We start from the raw sequence: 21,084 nt of genomic DNA on the forward strand, positions 1-21,084 counted from the left end.
AAGAGCAGTGCTCTCGATTGTGTGGCACACTGGCTCCATGAACGCCGGACGTACCGCCCGTGAACGAGCCCGGGCCGAGCTGACCGAGGAGATCAAGACGGCTGCCCGGCAGCAGTTGGCGACCGTCGGCGCGGAGGCGTTGTCGCTGCGGGCGATCTCGCGCGAGCTCGGCATGGTGTCGTCGGCGCTCTACCGGTACTTCGCGAGTCGCGACGACCTGCTGACCGCGTTGATCATCGACGCGTACGACGCACTGGGCGCGGCGGCCGAGGCGGCGGCCACGGGCGGCGATCCGGTGGACGAGTGGATCGCGATCTACGCCGCCGTCCGGGAGTGGGCGCGGGCCAATCCGCAGGAGTACGCGCTGATCTACGGGTCGCCGATCAGCGGGTACAAGGCGCCGCAGACCACGGTGCAGCCGGCCAGCCGGGTGCCGTTGCTGTTGCTCGGGCTGCTGCAGCGCGCGCAGGCGTCGGAGCGACTGGTGACGCCCGCCGATGCACCGGAGCCCTCGGGGCTGCTCGCTCAGCAGACGGAGGTGCTGGTCGCGCTCGCTCCGGACGTGCCGCCCGCGGTGCTGGTGCGCACGATCATCGTGTGGACACAACTGTTCGGGATGCTCAGCTTCGAGCTGTTCGGTCAGCTGGTCGGGTCGATGGATCCGGCGGACGAGTTCTTCGCGTCGACCTCGCGGCAGATGGCGGCTTTCGTCGGACTCAGGTGAAGGCCTTCGGCAACGGTACGTCGAGCGCTCGGGCGATCCGCCGTACGTAGGTCTCCCTCGGAATCGAGACCGCGCCGAGCGTGGCGAGATGGTCGGTCACCCATTGGATGTCGAAGACCCGGTCGGCGGCGTACTCGTCGTCCAGCAGCTCGATCGTGCCCGCGACGGCCGCCTTCGAGCCGTCGGTCTTGTGGTGGAACATCGACTCGCCCGCGAACAGTCCGCCGATCGCCACGCCGTACAGCCCGCCCGCGAGCTCGTCACCGTCCCACGCCTCGACCGAGTGCACCCAGCCGAGGCGGTGCAGTTCGGTGTACGACTCGATGATGTCGCGGTCGATCCAGGCTCCGGGGCGACGCGGGTCGGCGCACGCGCGGATCACCTGGTCGAACGCGGTGTTCACCCGGATCTCGAACTTCGCCCGGGCCCGCCGCAGCGACCGGGACGGCTGGTAGCCGGCGACGTCGATCACGCCGCGGTCGACCGGCGACCACCACAGCACCGAACCGCGGTGGTCCGGCATCGGGAACAACCCGCGCCGGTACGCCGCCAGCACGGTCCCCGGTGCCAGATCCGCACCACCCGCGACCACGTCACTCGCCCCCGCCACGCCGACCGGCGGGAACTCCCACTGAGACGGACCAGGTTCGACAGGCACGGGACCATCTTGGCTCATCCGGATCGCCAGGCCATCACAATTGGCTCGCCGGGCCGCGCGCACGCGGCGAGAGCCAGGTCGGCAGCGATTGTGATGGCCTGGCGATCCGACCTAAGGGACACCCTGGGGTTTCTCCCGAGTGGCGCGGGGGCCGGAGGCACGTACTCTTGAAGCACGTCCGGGTTCTGACGCGTGGGGCCGGGCGGGAAGGAGCACCGTGGCCGGAGTAGCCAGGTTCGTCGCGAGTAGTCTCGCGCCCGCCGCCCAGCGGTTCGCCCCGACGGCAGCGGGCGGTGTCTTGCGCCAGATTCTCGAGATCGCGATCGACGGGTACCAGCGGTTCCCCGGCGCGGAGCGGATCGCGGACAACAAGCTGGAGCGCTGCGGCGGCGACGTCGCGGACGCCATCGAGGCGGTCATCGACCAGCACATCCGGCTGGCCGGCGTGCAGGGGTTCGTCACCAGCATCGGCGGTCTCGTCACGCTGCCTGTCGCACTGCCCGCCAACCTGACCGGTCTCGCGGTCGTGCAGTGCCGGATGGTGGCGGCGATCGCTCACCTCCGCGGGTACGACCTGGACGATCCACGGGTCCGTACTGCAGTCATCACCTGTCTGCTCGGCGAGGAAGGTGTGCGGGACCGGCTGAAGAAGTCGAGCCTGGTGTCGTCCCCGCTGGCGATCGCGACCGCGCCGGTGTTCGACCCGGAGCTGGATCGGCAGATCTCGGGCGAGGTGGTCGCGGAGCTGATCGGCCGGATCAGCGGCAAGCGGATGGCGTTGACCGTCACCCGGCGCGTGCCGCTGCTCGGTGGTGCCGTGGGCGCCGGCGTCGACGGGTGGTCGACGTACCGCGTCGGCCAGTTCGCGGACGAGAGCCTGGTACGCCGCATCCGCCGCCCGATCGAGCAGTAGCCGCGCCGTCCGGTCACGCTGACTGATCGACCGGGTGCGGCGCCGTACCTCAGCCGGCGAGGGCTTGTACTACTCGGCTCGGGGACGGCTTGCCCAGTTGTTCGGCCATCCAGGTGCTGGTGGTGACCAGGGCCTCCAGGTCGACGCCGGTTTCGATGCCCAGGCCGTCGAGCTGCCAGAGCAGGTCTTCGGTCGCGAGGTTGCCGGTGGCGCTCTCGGCGTACGGGCAACCACCCAGCCCGCCGGCCGAACTGTCGACGGTGGTGACGCCTTCGCGGAGCGCGGTGAGGGTGTTGGCGAGGGCCTGCCCGTAGGTGTCGTGGAAGTGCACCGCCAACTTGCCCACAGGCACACCTGCCGCACCGAACGCCGTGACCAACGCACTCACCTGCCCCGGGGTGGCGACGCCGATCGTGTCGCCCAGGGACAGCTCGTGACACCCGAGCTCGACGAGCCGCGCGCCGACCTTGACGACCTGGTCGATCGGTACGTCGCCCTCCCACGGGTCGCCGTAACACATCGACACGTACCCGCGCACCGCCAGCCCTTCGGCGAGCGCCCGCTGGATCGTCGGCGTGAACATCGCGAACTGGTCGTCCAGCGTGGAGTTGAGGTTCTTGGCCGCGAACGTCTCGGTCGCGCTGGCGAAGATCGCGATCTCACCGACACTCGCTGCGAGCGCCCGGTCGAGGCCGCGCTCGTTCGGCACCAGAACCGGTGCGCGGACGCCGTCCGGCAGCTCCAGCTGCTCGAGAAGTTCGGCAGCGTCAGCCAACTGCGGGACCCACTTCGGGTGCACGAAACTGGTCGTCTCGACCGTCGTCAGCCCGGCGTCGACCAGTCGCCGGATGAACTCCGCCTTGACCGCGACGTCCACGATCGCCGACTCGTTCTGCAGCCCGTCCCGGGGACCGACCTCGTAGATCGTGACCCGCTCGGGCAGCCCCTCGGCCTTCACCAGCTGCGGTTTCCGCATGTGTCACCTCCCGGGTACGGCATGGACCAGACCGATGCGCACATGGATCGCGGAACCAGCTGGCGCGCCGGACCTGTCCCGGCACCGCCGATGCCCACCGCGATCCTATTCCGGCTCGCAGCGCCGACCGCATGGCATGGATCACACGCGATCCGGCCCTCGGCACGACTGCACGTGCCGACGTTCGAATCTAAGGTGAGGAGCTGTGGATGGAGCCAAAACGCTTGCCGACATCCTGCGTGCCGCCGAACGCGGGGTGTTCCCGGCGCCGGATCTCGGGCTGACCGTCGTTCCTGCGCCTTCCGGCCGGGAGTGCTGCGTGGTGTCGTTCACCGGTCACATCGTGATCGCCGCGGACGTCGATCCGGCGTGGGTCGCGGAGCGGGTACCGGACGGCGACCTGTCCGCGCCGACGAACCCACCCTTCCTGGCGGCCCTCGAACAACTCACCGGCCGCCGCGTCAACGCCATCGACGCGATGCTCCTCGCCCCCGGCCTCACCGACCCGGCCGAGCGCACAGCGGCAACCGCCGACCTCACCGAGCTCCACGACCACGACCATCCACGCGTCGACCGTGCCTGGCGCTACCGAGACGACGTCCGGGTGTACGGCGACCCGCACGGCGGTCTCGTCCTGACCGGCCGCGGTCTCGCCGAACGCCTCGAATGCGCGATCGAAGTACCGCCGACCACCCGCAACCAAGGCCACGGCCGCCGCCTAGCCAGCGCAGCCCGCGCGCTCATCCCAACCGGATCCTCGATCTGGGCGCAGGTCACGCCCGGCAACGCGGCCTCCCTGCGTACCTTCCTCGCCGCCGGTTACAAGCCGATCGGATCCGAAGCCCTCCTGGTCAAGTGACCGACAGATGAACACCCGGCGCATTGTTGCCAACGGCCCACAATTCACACCTGTGGACAAACCTGGGGAAACTCAACTGCGGTGATACCTGGAGGCTCGTCCGGCGTAGAACGTGGTGCGGTAGATGCCGCGAATGATCTCGGCCTCGTAGCCGTCGAGCTCCGGCATGCCGAGCTCGTGCGCGACGGCGAGCTCGGCGTGGGCGTCGTACGGCACCCGAACGAACTGGATCGAGAACGGCGCCGGCTCGGGTGATCCGACGACACCTTCGAGGATCACGTACCCCGGCGTCGGATCGCCGAGGCTGTTACCGACCGACCCCGTGTTGAACAGAATCCGCCCGCGGTCCTCCTCGCAGAACGGGTCGTGAATGTCGGCGTACCCAACGATGACAGGCACCGGCCCGTCGCCGGTGGCCTCGGTGTTCTCGAAGAAGCTCCCGTACTGCGCTTCGTCGTGATCGAACACGATCCGGTGGTGAACGCTCTGCGCCGACGCGTGGAACAACCGCACCTGGCGCCCGCTCAACAGGAAGTCATGGCAGAACGGCAGCGCGCGCAACCACGCCAACTGGTCCTTGCGGAGCTCGTTCCGCCACCACTTGACACCTTCGCTGTCGTCGGCGCGCTCGGGGCGGGGGAGGAAGTCGTCCCAGTTCCCGAGGATGTTCACCTCACACACCTCGCGGCACCGATCGACGACCGCCTGCCCCCGCGGTCCCTTCCCCACGTAGTCCCCGAGGTTGAACACCCGCTCGATCCCCCGCCCGGAGATGTCCGCGAGCACCGCCTCCAACGCCGTCAGATTCCCGTGCACATCAGAGATCAACGCGATCCGCTCCATACCAGCATGCTTTCATCCACCACCCCCACCGACTCCGCTCACCAGCTACCGGACGGGCCGTCGTTGCCTCCCGTGGTGGCGCCGGCGGGGGTCTTGTTGACGGAAGACGACTGACGGGCGCCGCCGCCCGGACTGCTCGAGCGACTGCGGGTCGCCCGGCCGCCGCTCGGGCGGGATCCGGAGGCTCCGTAGCTTCCACCGCCCGATTCGCCCGCAGAGTGTGCGGCGGCTCCGGCGAAGGCACCGGCGGCCTTGCGTGCGGCGGTCGCAGCGACACCGGCCGGGCCCAGCGCCGCACCACCTGCAGCCTTGGCCCCGGTGGTCGCGGCACCGGTCGCGCCGCCACCCGAAGCCACGGCGCCACCACCCGATGCGCCCCCGCCGGCCCCACCACCGCTGCGGCCGCCTGAGGCCGGTCCGACGTTGACTGCGCCCGTCGCGTTCGAGCCCAGGTCGGGACTCATGCTGCCCATCCCGACCGAGCCGCCCGCGACCGCGGCGGTGGCAGGCACCGCGAGCCGCAGCACCGCCGGTAGCGCGAGGATCGCGAGGAGCATCATCATCAACGCGGTGAGGGACTCCATCAGGCCGGAGTTGTCCGGCCCGAGCATCTCCTCGTCCTTCAGCTTCAGCGCGGCCGCGTAGATGAGGGCAGCCGCCGGTTTGTAGGCGATGAAGCCCAGGGTCCATGCGCAGTACTTCTTGAACCAGGCCCGCCCCGCCTCGGTGTTGGTCGCCGCCGCGGCCAGCGGCAGGGTCGAGCCGAGCAGCACCAGCATGGCCGACCGGATCAGCATCAACACGATCTGGACAAGCGACGCCAAGGCCGCCAGCTGCCCGAGGAGCAGCACCATCAACACCGAGGTGATCCCGGCATTGTCGCCGCGGTCGGTGGGCTGCTGGAGCATGCCGCCGACCGCCGACGAGAACGATTCGCCTCCGAGCGCGTCCTGCACGACGTGGATGGCGAAGTCGTCCGACCACGCGATGAGGAGTTGCACGACCGCCGTACCGCATCCGCAGACGACGACGAAGGTCAGCAGCGCCTTGAGCAGGTCCTGGAGCGGCTTGGCGCGCTGTTCCCAGGCCACTCTGATGCCCGCGATGACGATCGCGAACGCGAGGATCGTCAGCGTCAGCCCGAGCGTCTTCTCGTGCATGAACGCGACCGTCTTGCTGTCCGTCCAGGTCTGCTGGTCGGCAGAGGAGGTGGCGAGCGTGACAGGGGTCTTCGGCTCGACCCAGAAGGTCGCGAGCGAGTTGAGGACTGTGGAGAAGAAGTCCGCCGTCAGGCGATTGACGTTGTCGACCCAGCCGTTCGCGACCGACTCGACTCCTGCGGCCACGTGACACTTCAGGTCCGTCGGTCCACACATCAGATACCACTCCACTTCACGAAGTCGCCGAGGTCGCGGTGCTGTGCGAAGGGCGCGCCGACAGCGGCGCCCGGCTGCGGAGGCTGGACCCGCCAGTCGCCGTGGAACCAGACGAGAGTCAGGGTCGCGCTCATGTACACGGACTCGACGGGCATGGCGAGCATGACGGTCACCCGGTCCTGGCCGGCATCGATGATCCGGTAGCCGACCAGTTGGACCGTCGAGGTGTCACCGGACGGCGCTTGCGTGCCGACCTGCCGGATGAGGCTGTCGGTGGCCGGCCCGGGAACCATCAGTTTGTCGAGGGTCCCGAGGAGCTTGGTCTGGTCGGCGATCGCCGCGATCGCGTTGTACGCCGCGAAGACCGCGCCGGTCGGCGAATGCGCGAAGCAGCGCCGGAAGCCGTCGGAGTCGGTCCTTCCCGGGCCGAACGACGATGACCGCGGTACGACGACCCGCCGGCTCACCTCCCATCCGTCGGGCGCCGGCGCTGAGGTGGGGACCGCCTGGTCGCCGACCGGGAGGTCGCACCCCGACCGCCCTCCCCGACCGGGACCGGTGGACTCCGCGGCACCCTCGAGGGGAGTGGCCGCCGCGGCCGCCGGACCGTTCGTGGGCTGCGCCGGCGGACCCTTCGTGGGCTGCGCCGCCACGGCCGTGCCGACCGACTGGGCGCCGGTGCTCGCCTGCGACGAACTGCCGCGGCCGACGACGACGATCGTCAGGCCACAGATCAAGACCGCACCGACGACGATGCAGGCCGCGACGAAACCGGCGCCGTACGGCGACTTCTCTTCCTGGTCCTTGCTCATTCCGCGCTCCCGATCCGCTGGTTCACAACCTCACGGATCAAGGCTCGCAAAAACCGAGGGACCGCCGCGGAAGTTATCCACAGGCATGATCGGGTCGCCCCGGGCAAGGTGCACGCACCAGCCGGACGGAGCGTGACCTGATAGGAGCTTGGGCCTCTGTCAGTCGATGCCTTCGACGATGCGGAAGTCGCGCTCGACACCGTCGGACAGGGCGGCGAGCGCCTCCTGGTAGGCCTCGCTCTCGCGGGCCGCGACGGCCTGCTCGAAGCTGTCGAACTCGACCACGACGGTGCGCTCGGCGATCCCGGCGTCGTACGCCACGACCCGGCCGCCACGGATCAGGGTCCGGCCCCCCGCAGGCCCGACGGCCAGAGGGGCCAGCTTGTTGTAAGCATCCAGCTTCTCAGGGTCTTTGATGGTGCGGTAAACGCTGACCCAGTAGCCCTTGGGCATGGAACCTCCAGTGTTGGGATGAAACTTAGGGGTTGGTCTCGGACGAGCGTCGGCGGGCGAGAGCGAGGCTTGTCAGCGTCGTGATCGCCATGGCGCCGATGCCGACCAGCGCCGCGGTCGTGTAGGCGCTGTCGTCGGGGAAGAGGCGGCCGGGGCCGGAGCCCGCGGCGAGGATCAGGCCGCCGATGGCGCTGCCCAGGGCGTACCCGACGCTGCGGACGACGTAGTTGAAGCTCATGGCGCTCGACGTCTCGCTCTTGGGGGTGACGGCCAGGATGACGCCGGGCATCGCGGCCGAGAAGCCGCCGACGCCGAAGCCGAGCACGCCCATCGCCGCGAACAGTTCGGCCAGGTCCGACCGGGCCGCCGCGAACAGGGCGAACCCGCCGCCGACCACGACGGCGCTGCCGGCCAGGAGCAGGGGGTCGGCGATCCGTGTCCGGACCCGCGGCGTGAGCTTGCCGGCGACGAAGCCCAGCACCGAGAACGGGATGAGGACCAGCCCGGCGACGAAGGTCGTCAGCCCGAAGCCGTAGCCGGCGCCGTGCGGCGTCTGCGCGTACCGGGTGATGAGCGTGAGCAGGAGGTACATGCCGATCCCGCCGACGAACATGGCGATATTCGCCCCCGCGACCGCCGGATGCCGCACCGCCCGCACATCGACCAGGGGCGCCTTACTGCGCAACTCGATGACGGCCCAGACGCCGAGCAGCACCACCGCGACGACGGCGAGGCCCGCCGCCACGGCGAGGTGCCGGCTCCACAGATTCCGTTCACCGGCGAGGGACAGCACCAGGAGCAGCGCAACAGCCAGGACGACCGCGCCTGCCACATCCACGTGAGCGGAGCGGCCTGCGGGGGCCTCGGGCATGGAGCGCCACGCGGTCAGGAAGGCGACGGCGGTGACGACCAGACCGAAGCCGTAGGCGGCGCGCACCCCGCCGAGTTCGGCGAGCAGCCCGGCGAGGGGGTAACCGACGCCGACCCCGATGATCGAGACCACCGAGATCAGGGAGATGGTGGCCGCGCCGCGCGCCTCGGGGAGATGGTCGCGGGCCACGCCCATCATCAGCGCCGTCAGCCCGAGCCCCACACCTTGGGCAGCCCTTCCGACGAGCAGCCACGCGAACGGCAGAGGAAGCACGGTGAGCGCACTGCCGGCGACGACGACCGCCAGCGTGACGAGAATCGTGGCCCGCCGGTGCGGGCCGGCTCCGAGCCGGCCCAGGACCGGCGTGGCGACGGCGCCGCTCAGCAACGGGATGGTCAGCGTCCACTGCGCGCTGCCGAGCGAGACGTGGAACGAGGTCGCCACGCTGGTGATGAGCGGCGCCCCGAGACTGGCGACTGCCGCCACGACCAGAGCGATGAACATCAGGGCGGGGACCAGCAGCCGCGCCTCGGAACGCGCCACCAGGAACGCCTTCACCCCGACCGGCTGCCCGGTCACTGCTTCGGCCCTTCGCGGTCCTGGCTCTCGAGTTCCGCCAGATGATTCAGCGCCGGAAGGGCCGCCACCAGCGCCTCGACCTCGTCGCCGGTGAGCTCACCGATCAACCGCTCGAACGCGTCGATGCCCGCCTGGCGTCGCGTCCGGACATAGGAGGCGCCGGCCTCGGTCAGGCACACCAGCGTGACCCGCTTGTCGGACGCGTCGCCCCACCGCTCGACCAGGCCGGACTCCTCCATCACCCGGACCAGGGCGGTCATCGCGGGCTGGGTGACGCCCTCGGCCGCGGCCAGATCCCCGATGCGCCGCGGGCCGGTCCGGTCCAGGGTGGCCAGGGTGGCGGCGGACGTCAGGCTCATGTCCCGGGGCAGGCGTCTCACGGCCCTGGTGGCCAGGCCGTAGAGGGCTGCCCCGATGGCGGCCGGCGCGTCAGGATCGGCGTCTTCACGACTCATGCTCGAAGCATAACATCTTTATATTCATTGTTTATGGATAGCACTCACGCCCTTACCCCAAAGGAGTCAGCTTCCGGGGCTGGTGTATCTCGGCATCATCTTGGTGAAGAAGGCGTAGCTGAGGGCGAAGACGATGGGGCCGGCGAGGGGAGAGGCGGTGATCAGCCAGACCGGGAGGGGGACGTCGTCGGTGCGGTCGAGGAGGACTGTGGCGGGGAGGAAGGAGATGAAGGCCATCGGGAAGACGGTGCAGAAGGCGTAGAAGGTGGTGCGGCCGAACATGGTGAGGGGGTAGCCGGAGAACTGGGTGATCGAGTTGTCGGCGAAGATCCGCAGCGAGAACGTGGAGGTGGCGACGAAGGAGAGGCCGCAGAAGACGGTCTGGATGCCGGTCTCGACCAGGCCGCCGCAGACGACCGCGAGGATCAGGTAGACGAGCTTCGTAGCGCTCCAGTCGACGGGGGCCTGCCAGCCGAAGATGGCCAGCGCACCGAAGCCGAGCAGTGCGTCGCCCAAAGCCATCAGCGGGAACCACCGCGTGACCAGCTGCAGGAACGGGTTCACCGGGCGCAGCAGGACCCGGTCGAACTCGCCGTCGCGGACCATCTCGTCGGTCCGCATCAGCGCCCCGAAGGGAACGACGTAGAACGCGTGCGACGCGAGCCGCATCGCGAACACGAACGCGACCTCGGGGAAACCCCAGCCCGCGATCAGACCGAACTTGCCGAGAAGGACACCGAGGAACAGCAACTGCGTGCCCTGGTAGGCGACACCGCCCATCAGCGTCGTCCAGAAGTTCACCCGGTACTGCAACTGCGCCCGCAGCGCGGCCCGCTCCAGGATCACGTACTGGCGGACCCACGACAGTTCAGCCACCCTGCACCACCACCTTGTGGCGTGCCCGCCGCCAGACCAGCTCGAGGAGGAACGCCAGCACGACGACCCAGACCAGTTGTACGCCGACCAGCGCCAGCGCCTCTCCGCCCCGGGTCTGACCGAGGTAGATCGACACGGGTGTGTACACCTGCGCCTGGAACGGCAGCCACTCGACCGACGCCCGCAACCAGCCCGGCATGAACCACAACGGAATCAACGACCCCGAGAGGAACGCACTCCCGAACCGGTACACGATCAGCGGCCCGCCGACCTCGAACGTCCAGAACGTCACCATCGACACGATCAGGTTGCACAGCATCGCGACCAGTGCGCCGCCCACCGTCGCCACCAGTGCGAGCAATCCGGCGCCCCAGCCCGGCGGCAGGGTCAGCGCACCGAGGACGGCCGCGACCGCGAGCCCGATCGCGCCGAGCGGCAGCCGGCCGAGCAGGACGCCGAGGTTCTGCCCGAGGATCTGCCAGATCAGACCGAGCGGCCGGGTGAGATCGGTCGCGATCTGCCCGTTGCGGATCCGCATCGGCAGCGACGAGAACTGCCAGGGAAGGAGCACCGACTGCAGACACGCCGCAATCGCCGCGTAGGCGACCGCCGTCTTCACGTCCACCCCGTCGACCGGCCCGCGTCCGCCGTACACGATCCGCCAGACCGCGATCGCGAGCGCGACCTGGATGACCAGCGTTGCCGCGCCGGTGATCAGGTCGCCGCGATAGATCAGGACGGAGCGCGTTCCGGCCCGGGTCATGCCGCGGAACGCGCGCAGCGTACCCACGTGACTCACGGGACTCCCCTGACTCACGTGAGCAGTCCGTCGTACAGCTGGGCGATCACGTCGGTCAGTCGCGGGTCGACGATCGACAACTCGTCGACCTGGTAGACCTGCGAAGCCCGCGCGATCAGCTCGGGCGTGGTGATCTCGCGCGGGTCGAAGCGCAGTACGACGCTGCGCTCGGGGTACGGGAGCACGGCGCCGACCGCGCTCGTCTCCACCTCGGTCGCGAACGGGAGGTCCGCGACCCGGCGGATGCTGCGCTCGGACAGGGTGAGGACGAGGAAGCGGTACGGCATGAACCGTTCCTTCAGCCGCGACAGGTCGCCGTCGTACAGGACGATGCCGGAGTCGATCACGATGATGCGCTGGCAGAGCCGCTCGACGTCGTCCATGTCGTGCGTGGTCAGCACCACCGTCGTCCCCGAGGACTTGTTCGTCTCCGCGATGAACTCGGTCAGCCGGGCCTTCGCGACCACGTCCAGCCCGACGGTCGGCTCGTCGAGGAACAGGATCGACGGTTCGTGCAGCATCGCGGCGACCAGATCGCCGCGCATCCGCTGGCCGAGTGACAGCGAGCGGACCGGCGTGTCCAGGAAGTCGGACAGGTCGAGCAGCTCGGTGAACAGGCCGACGCGCTTGCGGTACGTCGACTTGTCGAGGTTGTAGAGATCCGCGAGGACCTCGAACGAGTCACGGAGCGGGAGGTCGTACCAGAGCTGCGTGCGCTGACCGAAGACGACACCGATGTTGCGGGCGTTGCGCGCGCGATCGCGGGACGGCTCCAGCCCGGCGACCCGGCACACCCCGGACGTCGGGGTGAGGATCCCGGTGAGCATCTTGATCGTGGTCGACTTGCCCGCGCCGTTCGGGCCGAGGTACCCGACGAGCTCGCCGGGTTCGACCTGGAAGTTCACGCCGTTGACCGCGCGGGTGATGTCGCGTTTGGTGCTGAACAGCGCCCGCAACCGGGGCAGCCGTCCCGGCAGGACAGCCGGCCGGCTGAACTCCTTCACCAGCTCGGACGCCTCGATGACCGGCATGCGAATCCTCCCCAGCGCGCGCGTCCGGTCATCTTTCCACTGTTCCGGCGACGCCGCAGGCCGAATTTCACCGTCCTAGACCGGATCCGCGAACAGCCGTCCGTTACGCTCGGAGCGCTTGCGGTTCCGGGTCGATCTGTAGCCGAAAGGTCACCCCGTGTAGCGAAGTGACCTAGTCAGCTAATAGAGTCCGCGCATGACCATCGCGCCTTCGCTTTGCTCGCCCCTAGCGCTCGCCGATGCAGAACCCAGTCGCGCCGCGGAACCCTGGGAAAGCGACGTGCTCACGGCCTACGGCCTGCTGCGAGAAGCAGCAGCCGAACTGGATCACCTGATGCGCCATTCCTTGAAGCGCAGTGGACTGCAAATGGCAATGTTCGAACTGTTGCTGCGGCTTGCCCGTAGCAACGGGGAGAAACAGCGTCTCACCTCGCTCGCCCGGGAGTTGACCGTCACCACCGGCGGCATCACCCGGCTGGTCGACCGTGCCGAGAACCTCGGTCTGGTCCGCCGCGAGCCCTGCCCCGACGACGCCCGCGGATCGTTCGCCGTCCTGACCGAGGAGGGGAAGCGGCGGCTGCGCGAAGCACTGCCGGACCACCTGCTCGAGATCGACAGCCTCTGGATGTCCCAGCTGGCGGACGAGCGTGACGTCGTTCTCGGCAAGCTCCGCCGGGTCCGGGACAACGCCCGCCGGTGGCCGAACGGCCGCCCGGGTCTGGGGCCGATCACGCCCGACCGGATCTGACGACCACCTTCCCGGCACCACCCGACAACAACCGAAGAAGCATTACCCGCGACTAACGGATGGGGCGCCCGGCTGGTGTCGGGCGCCCCATCGCGCAATGGTTGAGAAGTGAAGCAACAAGCTGACCCGAAGGCCGCGGCCGGTATCCGGTGGCGAGGCGCTGCCGGCGGTGTCCTCGCCGCGCTGGCCGGGCTCGCGGTCGGCAGTGTGAGCGCGGGGATCCTCGGGACGCAGCAGACGCCTGTGGTGGCGATCGGGTCGGCGTTCATCGACCGGGTGCCGCCGTGGCTGAAGGATCTCGCGATCGCCTGGTTCGGCACACACGACAAGACGGCGCTCCGGGCCGGCATCCTGATCGTGGTCGCGGCGCTCGCCGCGGTCGGCGGGATTCTCGCCGTACGGCGGTATTGGGCCGGTGCCCTGATCACGATCGCGCTCGCAGGCGTCGCGGTCGCGGCCGCGTTCACCCGCGCCGATTCCGGGCAGACCGGGTTCCTCCCGTCGGCGTTCGCCGGAATCACGGCGCTGATCGTCCTGCGCCTGTTCAGCCGGCGCCTCGAGCCACTGCTCGACATCCCCGACGACAACGTCAGCCGCCGCGGCTTCCTGCAACTCTCGGCCGGCGTCGCACTCGGCTCGGCCGCCGTCGGCGCGCTCGGCAGGGTGGTCGGTGGCAACCGCGCCGCCGTCGCGGACGCCCGCAAGCGACTCCGCCTTCCCCAGCCACGGACCCTCGCCCCGCCGGCCGGCGTGCAGGCGGACGGCGCCGTGCCGTGGGTCACGGCGAACGAGGACTTCTACCGCATCGACACCGCGCTCTCCGTCCCGCAGATCGTGCCGTCCGACTGGAAGCTGCGCGTCCACGGCATGGTCGACCGCGAACTCGAGCTGACCTTCGACGACCTCCTGAAACGACAGGTCCTGCACAAGTGGGTCACCCTCACCTGCGTGAGCAACCAGGTCGGCGGCGACCTGGTCGGGAACGCTCTCTGGTCCGGCGTACTGCTGAAGGATCTGCTCGAGGAGGCCGGTCCGGCGCGGGACGCGGACGCGATCAAGTCGACGTCGAAGGACGGATTCACCGCCGGTACGCCGCTGCCGACGCTGCTCGACGACCGCCAGGCGATGCTCGCGTTCGCGATGAACGGGGAGCCGCTGCCGGTCGAGCACGGGTTCCCGGTGCGCATCGTCGTCCCCGGGCTGTACGGCTACGTGTCGGCGACGAAGTGGCTGGTGGACATCGAGGTGTCGCGGTTCGACCGCTTCGAGGGGTACTGGACGCCGCGCGGATGGTCCGCGCTCGGCCCGATCAAGTTGTCGTCGCGGATCGACACCCCGCTGGGCAAGAAGGTGGAACCGGGACCGGTGACCGTGGCGGGCGTGGCCTGGGACCAGCACGTCGGGGTGTCGAAGGTCGAGGTCCGCGTCGATGGGGGCCCTTGGCAACAAGCGACGCTGGCGGCCGACCCGTCGATCGACACCTGGCGGCAGTGGCACTGGACCTGGGACGCGCCGGGTGGCACGCATCTGCTGCAGGTACGGGCGTTCGACGCCAAGGGAAATCCACAGGTCGAGGCGTCGGCGCCACCTGCACCGAACGGCGCGACGGGCCTGCACACGATCAGCGTGAAGGTCGGCTGACCGCTTCCAGCACCATCGGCAGGAACGTGTGCTCGAGTGACCCGGCCGGAACCGCCCGCGGCTCGAGCAGGCTCTGCGACCGCGCCCCCTCGTGCAACGCCATCACCATCCGGACGAACTGCTCCGCCGGCACGGTCAGCTCCAGCCCGCCGGTCTCGGCGATCTGCTCGACCAGTCTGGTCAGACTCTCGCGGAACATCGCGCGCTGCTCGTTCAGCGCCTGCGCCGCCTCCGGATCACGCAGCGCGTGCAGCGTGAACTCGGTGGAGATCAGATGCCATTGCCGCCGGTCCGGCGCGGTCTCGTCGAGCAGTCCGAGTACGGCGTCCAGCAGCGAGCCGGGCTGACTCGCGAACTCCGGGAGCAGTGCCTCGATCTGCTCGAGGAGCCGGTCGGTCGTGGCCTGGAACAGCGCGAGCACCAACTCGTCCTTGGAGCCGAAGTTGGAGTAGAAGGCGCCGCGGGTGAACCCGGCCCGCTCACAGATGTCCTCCACGGACGCACCGTGGAATCCGCGCTCGGCGAACACCTCCAGGGCGCCCTCGAGGAGACGGGCCCGGGTGTTGGAGCGGCGGCGCTTGGGCGGTTCCATACAGATAGGATACAGTTCTGTATTGAATACACAACCGTATTGAACGGGGACGCAGGATGGAGCTCGAGGCCGCCGGAATCAGCGTGCGTGGTCCGCACGCACCGATGCTGCACGCAACGTCGGTGTCGGTCGCGGATCATCAACTGGTGCTGCTGACCGGGTACCCAGGTGCCGGCCACGTGGCGGCGTCGCTGGCTCTGTCCGGGCGGCTCAAGCCCGACACCGGAACGGTCCGGCTCGGCGGCAAGTCCGACCTGGCTCTCCTGCGGCGCCGGGTCGCCGTCGTCGACACCCCCGGCATCACGGAGCCGGACGACGCCCTGCCGGTCCAGACCGTCGTCGGCGAGGAGTTGGCGATCGCCGGCCGCAAGGCGGGGCGTAAGGCCGTGCTGGAGTGGCTCAACGAGCATGACGCCGCGGAGCACGCCGACAAGCGGTTCGAGCACTTGCCGGTCGCCGTACGGACCAGACTGCTCGCGGAGCTCACTGTGGCGCGTCCCGACGTACAGGTGATCGTTCTGACCATGCCGGATCGCCACGGGGGCGATCCGCATGGCTGGTACGAGCTGGGGCGCGGGCTGGCCGCAGACGGGTACGGCGTGATCGTCACCTGTGCGGACGCTTCAGCGCGGCTGCTCGATGTGAAGGCCGCTCGGATGGGCGAGATCGATCAGCCTGATCCGATCCAGGTCGCTCCGGTGGCTCCCGTGGAGCCGGTCATCCCGATCGAAGAAGAAGAGGAAGAAGAAGTGGAGGCAGAGGCGTGACCGCGCTGCGGATGGCCCTGAGTGAGTTGCGACGCCTGACAGCCGGGCGGCTGCCCAAGCTGGCTGTGGTCGCGCTGCTGCTGGTGCCTGTGCTGTACGGCGGCCTGTACCTCTACGCGAACCACGACCCGTACGGCAGGCTCGACAAGATCCCCACTGCAGTCGTCGTCGAGGACGCGGGTACGACGCTCGCGACCGGGGAGAAGCTCAACGTCGGGCCTCAGGTGGCAGACGAACTGGTGAAGTCGAAGAGCTTCGACTGGCACCAGGTGGACCGTGCGGACGCGGCAGCGGGCGTGTCGGACGGGACGTACGAGTTCGCGCTCGTGCTGCCGAAGACGTTCTCGGCCGACCTGGCGTCGAGTGCGGACTTCAAGCCGCGACAGGCGCAGCTGGAGCTACTGACGAACGACGCCAACAACTACATCGCCCACACGATCGCGAACCAGGTCGTCGCGCAGGTGACGAAGACAGTCGCGTCGCAGGTCAGCGAGACGGCCGCGTCACAGCTGCTCGCCGGCTACAACACCATCCACAAGCAGGTCAGTACTGCGGCCGCCGGTGCCGCCCAGCTGCAGAACGGACTGACGTCGGCAGCGACCGGTGTTACGAAGCTGCAGTCCGGTGCTACGCAGCTCAACACCGCCCAGAAGCAGCTGTCGGCCGGCGCGACCCAGCTGGCCGGCGGCACCGCCGAGGCGTCGCAGGGCGCAACCTCGTTGGCGAACGGGGCCAAGCAGCTCGACAACGGCCTGGGGACGTTGAAGGAGAAGACCGCGACGCTGCCGAAGCAGACGAAGCAGCTGGCGGCTGGCGCGGACCAGGTCGCTGACGGCAACGAGAAGATCGCCGCCACCGGGCAGCAGGTCGCGACCGCGTCGAGCACGCTGGTGCGGGACCTGAAGACGTTCGACACTCAGCTCGCCGCACGGCTGAAGCAGCAGGGCCTGAGCCAGCACCAGATCAGGGTCATCATGCAAGAGACGGCGAAGCTGCGCGCTCCCGTCGTACAGGCGAACACGAAGATCCAGTCGACGTCCAAGCAGCTCAACCAGCTCGCGACCGGTGCACGGAAGGTGTCGAACGGCGCCTCGGCGCTCGCGAAGGCGACACCCGCTCTGACGAGTGGCATCGGTACTGCGTCGTCGGGAGCGCATGAGCTGAGCACAGGTGCTGATCAGCTGAAGACCGGGCTCGGCACGTTGGACACCGGTGCGCAGAAGCTTGCAGCCGGGGAGAAACAGGCTGTGACCGGGCAGGGTCAGTTGCTGACCGGTGTGAACAGCCTGTCGACCGGTGTAGGTCAGCTGAAGAGCGGTGCGACGCAACTGAACACCGGGCTGGCGAAGGGCGTGAAGGAGATCCCCAACCCGACCACCGACCAGCGCAAGGCGGTGGCCGAGACGCTGGGGGCACCTGTCACGCTGCAGAACGTCTCACAGGCCACGGCTGACAGCTACGGCGCCGGCCTGGCCCCGTTCTTCCTCTGCCTGGCATGCTGGATCGGCGCCTACGTCCTGTTCCTGCTGGTGCGGCCGCTGTCGCCGCGCGCGTTGGCAGCGTTGCAGTCGCCGTTCCGCGTCGCACTCGGCGGTTGGTTGCCTCCGGCCCTCTTCGGAGCTGTCCAGGCGACGCTGGTCTTCGTGGCCGTCGTCCTCGGCCTCGGTATCCACGCGGCGCATCCGTGGCTGACGGTCGGGTTCCTGATCCTGACGTCGTTCACGTTCGTCGCCATCCTGCACGCGCTGTCCGCGTGGTTCGGCGCGGTGGGCAAGTTCCTGGGGCTGGTGCTGATGGTCATCCAGTTGGTCAGCGCCGGCGGAACGTTCCCGTGGCAGACCATCCCGGAGCCGTTGTACTTCTTCCACCACGCACTCCCGATGAGCTACGCGATCGACGGCGTCCGCCACCTCATGTACGGCGGACCCGGCGCCTCGCTCGGCCAGGACCTCCTGGCCCTCGCCGCCTGGTTCGCGGTGGCCCTCGCCGCCTCCACCCTCGCCGCTCGCAACCAACGCGTCTGGCCGGCCAAGAAGCTCCAGCCGGAATTGGCGCTCTAACTGTTCACGAACGCGGCCGTCTCGGTGATGAGTTGGTGGGTCGTGGGCTGGTCGAAGAAGGTGATGAGGGCTTCGTAGGTGCCGGCTTCGGCAGCGGAGGGATCGACCACGTAGCCGTAGTACCCGTCGGTGTAGCCGATGACGCGGGTGATGGGATAGGTGCTGTCGGCCTGGAGGCACGCGCCGTGAACGGCGAAGAGTTCGACCGGCAGGTTGATCCAGCAGACGTCGCCCATCGTCACGGTGCTGATGGAGAGATCGAGGGCCGGCGGGAGGGACGCGGCGGCCATCAGGGCCTGACCGCGGGCGCCGTCCAGGCGGGTTTGCGAGATCCGGCCGGAGGGGTCGTCGGAGCGCGACCCGGCGTTGACGCGACTCTCCACAGCCGACGCGAGTTTCTCGGACTCGTCGACAGGTGGGATGGACCGGACGGGCAGGGTCAGAGTGGTACGGCGGATCGCCGGCGCGGACTGCGGTAGTTCGAGGCCGGGCGTGGCCAGTGCTTCACGGACGCGGGCTGCCAGCAGACCGCCCAGCCGAGCAACCTCGGCGGCGCCGCGGCCCTGACGGGTGAACCGCGGGCTGACATCACCGGCCGCACCTTGCAGGAATCCCACCACAGCCGGAGCCAACGCGGCGCGAGCAGCACCAGGCCAGTCGGCGGAGTACTGCATGTTCTCCGGGCCGTACGTCGTCGGGTGGCAGGCGAAGTCCAGGAGCACGGCCTCGAGCGAACCGCTCGCTCCGTGCAGCGCGAGGATGCCGGCGGTGTTGTCGTGCGGACCGTTCCTGCGGTGCCGGTTGGTACCGACCCCGACCACCTCGATCGAATGCCAGGTCGCCGTCACCGGCTGCCGCTCCAGCCGGGCGGCCCGTACTGCGCCGACCAAGGCATCGACCAGCGCTGGTTCTCGCTCGGCCGGGATGACGGGATGGATCTCCCCGGTCCATCCCGACGGACCGGAGTGGGTGTGCGATGCGGACACCACGACCTGCGAGGGCGGGATGCCGGCCGCGGCACCGGCCGCCGCGGCGAGCTCCGATGAGAGCGTGCTCCCGGCCGCGATCGCGTCCAGCGTGAGCCACAGCACGCCTGGATCATCCGCTGTGGACAACCAGATCAAGGTCGCGCGGAGCGGATCCGCGGTACCGGTCGAGAGTCCGGTGCGGGCGGCGTACCCATCGAGCCGGTGGCCGGGCGGCGGGGTGACGTCCAGGGACGTCGCGGCCAGAAGGAGTTCGTTCACGTGAAGTCTCCAGCTGTCATACCGGCACTGATCTGACGATGCCTGCCAAGATAACGGCCAACACCGTAATTATCGATCCTCAGTGCCCCCGACGGTACGTGACGATCAGGTCGGCGTAGGTTTCCGCCGGTCCGGTGGCGAGCTTTTCCGCGCCGTCCAGCGAGTTGCCGGCCGCCGGCGTCAGTTGAGCTCGCAACGGCAACGCCTCGCGCACAGGGGTCAGCAACTGCTCACCTGCACCGTCGAAAAGTCCCCCGACGCAGGCAACCGGGACCGGCCCTTCACCCGCCAACTGTGCGACCGCAGCGCCGATCGTCTCGGCGATGTCACCTGCTGCCTCCACAAGAACGTCATGAGCAACCGGATCGCCTTCAGCAGCGCAACGCAGTACTTCGGGTGCGAACCGCGCCACGTCGTCGACCAGCGTGGACGACCGGTACAACGCGACCGGGTCGAGCGCAGTGTCCGCCAGCTTCGTCACCGGACCACGGCCATCACGAGCACGCTGTACTGCGACCAGCCCGGCGCGGCCGATCGCGAAAGCACTGCCGGCGTCGCCGAACAGGTACCCGTGCCCGTCGAGCTTCCGCCAGGTCCCGTCGCGGTCCACCGCGAGACACACCAGACCGGTCCCGGCAGCGACCACCACGCCGTACCCATCAGGCAACGCACCGGCGTGCGCCGTCACCATGTCCTGGGTGAGCCGCACCTCGTCCGCGTTCAGCACCTCGCCGACGTCGGCCGCGAACGCCTGCGCGGCCCCGTGCGCCTGCGGGTAGCCCGTGAGGCCGAGGGCAACCACCTCGACCGGGCCGCTCACCTCGGCCTCGGCCGCGGCGGTGCGAATCGCGTCGAGCAGCTTGACCACGGCGTCCGGTCCGTGGGTGTAGCCGGGTCCCTTTCCCGTACGGCGGGACGGGAGGACTCGGAGTCGAAGAGCGGACTGACCGCCGTCGATGGCGATGCGGGTCATTGGCTGGTCCAGGGGTGAAAGGGATCCGGCGACGATGAAGTGCAGCGTACCCACAGGTCCCGGCGCAGCCCTAGACTTCGACCGGTGCCAGCAGCGTCGCCAACGGCACGCCGGTGAGCTGGATGCTCGGCTGCATCCAGTCGTTGAGGATCGGATCCTCCGACGCCAGGTGGCCCGTGAGCTCGGTCTGACTCAGCTCGAAGACATGCGCCGCGTTGCCCGTCAGATCGACGACGGTCTGCATCAGCCGGCCGACCTGGTCCTCCCAGAGCATGTCCTCGGACTCGTGCTGGTCCGGCCGGATCAGCAGCACGTCGACGTCACTGTCCTGATCACCGTCGCCCCGCGCGATCGCGCCGTACACACTCGCGTGCACCGCCGGGATCCGCCAGCCGCCGATCTCGTCGGCCAGCCGGGCGATCAACGTACTGCGGAGGTTCGCGAGCTGCTCGACGATCGGTGCCACCAGGTGCTTGCGGTTGAGGCGATAGAGCAACGAGTTGCCGAGGTCGTCGACATGCACCAGACCGGTCGCCGCCAGCCGCTGCAGGACGAGCCGCACACCCGCAACACTTCCTGCGCCGGCCAGCTTGTGGATCTGCCGCCCCGACAGACCTTCCTCGGCCTGCGCCAGCACCAGCAACACGGGCCCGTCCAACGACGGCACCACTGTGCTGATCGGGCTCTTCAGATCCATGACCGAACCACCTTAGTGATCCCCCGACTACTCAAGTAATCACCGTGACACGTCAGCTATGCGCCCCCGCACGTACCTCCACGCAGGCACAAGTCCCGCAAACCGCCGGTTTGTGGCCCGAATCGGGGGTTCTG

The 21,084-nt window shown here is 69.1% G+C and carries 22 protein-coding genes; 7 read left to right on the forward strand and 15 right to left on the reverse strand.

The features are described from left to right. Positions 1-37 precede the first annotated feature (37 nt). Positions 38-724 carry a TetR/AcrR family transcriptional regulator gene (locus tag BJY22_RS05140; RefSeq protein WP_167204009.1) on the forward strand — a complete coding sequence of 229 codons (687 nt, stop codon included), beginning with the start codon at positions 38-40 and terminating at the stop codon, positions 722-724. Here the strand turns inward: BJY22_RS05140 and aat are convergent. Beyond that, positions 717-1,382 (reverse strand): leucyl/phenylalanyl-tRNA--protein transferase, encoded by a 666-nt coding sequence (gene aat, locus BJY22_RS05145; protein WP_337758213.1) that lies wholly within the window; start codon positions 1,380-1,382, stop codon positions 717-719. The genes BJY22_RS05140 and aat overlap by 8 nt on opposite strands. 217 nt (positions 1,383-1,599) lie before the next feature. Between aat and BJY22_RS05150 the strand changes: the two genes are divergently transcribed. Continuing rightward, a complete protein-coding gene (locus BJY22_RS05150) occupies positions 1,600-2,295 on the forward strand; it encodes an EcsC family protein (RefSeq protein WP_167204011.1) in 696 nt (231 codons plus the stop codon). 49 nt (positions 2,296-2,344) lie between these two features. Here the strand turns inward: BJY22_RS05150 and BJY22_RS05155 are convergent, their stop codons facing one another. Then, on the reverse strand, positions 2,345-3,271 hold the full coding sequence (locus tag BJY22_RS05155; RefSeq protein ID WP_167204012.1) for a hydroxymethylglutaryl-CoA lyase: 927 nt from the start codon (positions 3,269-3,271) through the stop codon (positions 2,345-2,347). 205 nt (positions 3,272-3,476) lie between these two features. On the opposite strand from BJY22_RS05155, the gene BJY22_RS05160 reads away from it, so the two are divergent. Further along, complete coding sequence (locus tag BJY22_RS05160; protein WP_167204013.1) at positions 3,477-4,130, forward strand: GNAT family N-acetyltransferase; 654 nt, start codon at positions 3,477-3,479, stop codon at positions 4,128-4,130. A 72-nt stretch (positions 4,131-4,202) separates the two neighbouring features. Here the strand turns inward: BJY22_RS05160 and BJY22_RS05165 are convergent, their stop codons facing one another. From BJY22_RS05165 to BJY22_RS05205, 9 genes are all read right to left on the reverse strand, one after another. Next, positions 4,203-4,973: a metallophosphoesterase family protein gene (locus tag BJY22_RS05165; protein ID WP_167204014.1), complete on the reverse strand. Its 771-nt coding sequence runs from the start codon at positions 4,971-4,973 to the stop codon at positions 4,203-4,205. Between the two features lie 38 nt (positions 4,974-5,011). After that, the gene (locus tag BJY22_RS05170; protein ID WP_167204015.1) at positions 5,012-6,349 is read right to left on the reverse strand and encodes a TrbL/VirB6 family protein; all 1,338 of its coding nucleotides are present in this window, start codon (positions 6,347-6,349) and stop codon (positions 5,012-5,014) included. Continuing rightward, on the reverse strand, positions 6,349-7,161 hold the full coding sequence (locus tag BJY22_RS05175; RefSeq protein ID WP_167204016.1) for a DUF8175 domain-containg protein: 813 nt from the start codon (positions 7,159-7,161) through the stop codon (positions 6,349-6,351). The genes BJY22_RS05170 and BJY22_RS05175 overlap by 1 nt, the downstream gene beginning before the upstream one ends. 159 nt (positions 7,162-7,320) lie before the next feature. Then, complete coding sequence (locus tag BJY22_RS05180) at positions 7,321-7,614, reverse strand: DUF1330 domain-containing protein (RefSeq protein ID WP_167204017.1); 294 nt, start codon at positions 7,612-7,614, stop codon at positions 7,321-7,323. 25 nt (positions 7,615-7,639) lie between these two features. Then, the gene (locus BJY22_RS05185; protein ID WP_167204018.1) at positions 7,640-9,064 is read right to left on the reverse strand and encodes an MFS transporter; all 1,425 of its coding nucleotides are present in this window, start codon (positions 9,062-9,064) and stop codon (positions 7,640-7,642) included. Further along, entirely contained in the window at positions 9,061-9,519 is a 459-nt protein-coding gene (locus BJY22_RS05190) for a MarR family winged helix-turn-helix transcriptional regulator (RefSeq protein WP_238350290.1), read from the reverse strand. Before BJY22_RS05190 ends, BJY22_RS05185 begins: the two co-directional genes overlap by 4 nt. 66 nt (positions 9,520-9,585) lie before the next feature. Further along, positions 9,586-10,395, reverse strand: coding sequence for an ABC-2 family transporter protein (locus BJY22_RS05195; protein ID WP_167204019.1), 810 nt, complete (start codon positions 10,393-10,395; stop codon positions 9,586-9,588). After that, positions 10,388-11,194 (reverse strand): ABC-2 family transporter protein, encoded by an 807-nt coding sequence (locus BJY22_RS05200; protein WP_167204020.1) that lies wholly within the window; start codon positions 11,192-11,194, stop codon positions 10,388-10,390. Before BJY22_RS05200 ends, BJY22_RS05195 begins: the two co-directional genes overlap by 8 nt. Positions 11,195-11,208: 14 nt before the next feature. Beyond that, a complete protein-coding gene (locus BJY22_RS05205; protein WP_167204021.1) occupies positions 11,209-12,225 on the reverse strand; it encodes an ABC transporter ATP-binding protein in 1,017 nt (338 codons plus the stop codon). A 196-nt stretch (positions 12,226-12,421) separates the two neighbouring features. On the opposite strand from BJY22_RS05205, the gene BJY22_RS05210 reads away from it, so the two are divergent. Further along, positions 12,422-12,973, forward strand: a complete 552-nt coding sequence (locus BJY22_RS05210) for a MarR family winged helix-turn-helix transcriptional regulator (RefSeq protein WP_202890998.1) — start codon at positions 12,422-12,424, stop codon at positions 12,971-12,973. 108 nt (positions 12,974-13,081) lie between these two features. Next, complete coding sequence (locus BJY22_RS05215) at positions 13,082-14,614, forward strand: molybdopterin-dependent oxidoreductase (protein ID WP_167204022.1); 1,533 nt, start codon at positions 13,082-13,084, stop codon at positions 14,612-14,614. Here BJY22_RS05215 and BJY22_RS05220 read toward each other — a convergent pair. After that, positions 14,595-15,206 carry a TetR/AcrR family transcriptional regulator gene (locus BJY22_RS05220; protein ID WP_167204023.1) on the reverse strand — a complete coding sequence of 204 codons (612 nt, stop codon included), beginning with the start codon at positions 15,204-15,206 and terminating at the stop codon, positions 14,595-14,597. The two genes, BJY22_RS05215 and BJY22_RS05220, sit on opposite strands and share 20 nt — an antisense overlap. Before the next feature lie 56 nt (positions 15,207-15,262). On the opposite strand from BJY22_RS05220, the gene BJY22_RS05225 reads away from it, so the two are divergent. After that, positions 15,263-15,973 carry a P-loop NTPase family protein gene (locus tag BJY22_RS05225; RefSeq protein WP_167204024.1) on the forward strand — a complete coding sequence of 237 codons (711 nt, stop codon included), beginning with the start codon at positions 15,263-15,265 and terminating at the stop codon, positions 15,971-15,973. Next, positions 15,970-18,033 carry a YhgE/Pip family protein gene (locus tag BJY22_RS05230; protein WP_167204025.1) on the forward strand — a complete coding sequence of 688 codons (2,064 nt, stop codon included), beginning with the start codon at positions 15,970-15,972 and terminating at the stop codon, positions 18,031-18,033. The genes BJY22_RS05225 and BJY22_RS05230 overlap by 4 nt, the downstream gene beginning before the upstream one ends. Here BJY22_RS05230 and BJY22_RS05235 read toward each other — a convergent pair. From BJY22_RS05235 to BJY22_RS05245, 3 genes are all read right to left on the reverse strand, one after another. Continuing rightward, positions 18,030-19,280, reverse strand: a complete 1,251-nt coding sequence (locus tag BJY22_RS05235) for a hypothetical protein (RefSeq protein WP_167204026.1) — start codon at positions 19,278-19,280, stop codon at positions 18,030-18,032. The two genes, BJY22_RS05230 and BJY22_RS05235, sit on opposite strands and share 4 nt — an antisense overlap. Before the next feature lie 79 nt (positions 19,281-19,359). Beyond that, positions 19,360-20,253, reverse strand: a complete 894-nt coding sequence (locus BJY22_RS05240; protein ID WP_167204027.1) for an N-acetylglucosamine kinase — start codon at positions 20,251-20,253, stop codon at positions 19,360-19,362. Between the two features lie 70 nt (positions 20,254-20,323). Next, entirely contained in the window at positions 20,324-20,950 is a 627-nt protein-coding gene (locus tag BJY22_RS05245; protein ID WP_167204028.1) for a hypothetical protein, read from the reverse strand. Positions 20,951-21,084 lie beyond the last annotated feature (134 nt).

It is taken from the genome of Kribbella shirazensis (assembly GCF_011761605.1).
Taxonomy (GTDB): domain Bacteria; phylum Actinomycetota; class Actinomycetes; order Propionibacteriales; family Kribbellaceae; genus Kribbella; species Kribbella shirazensis.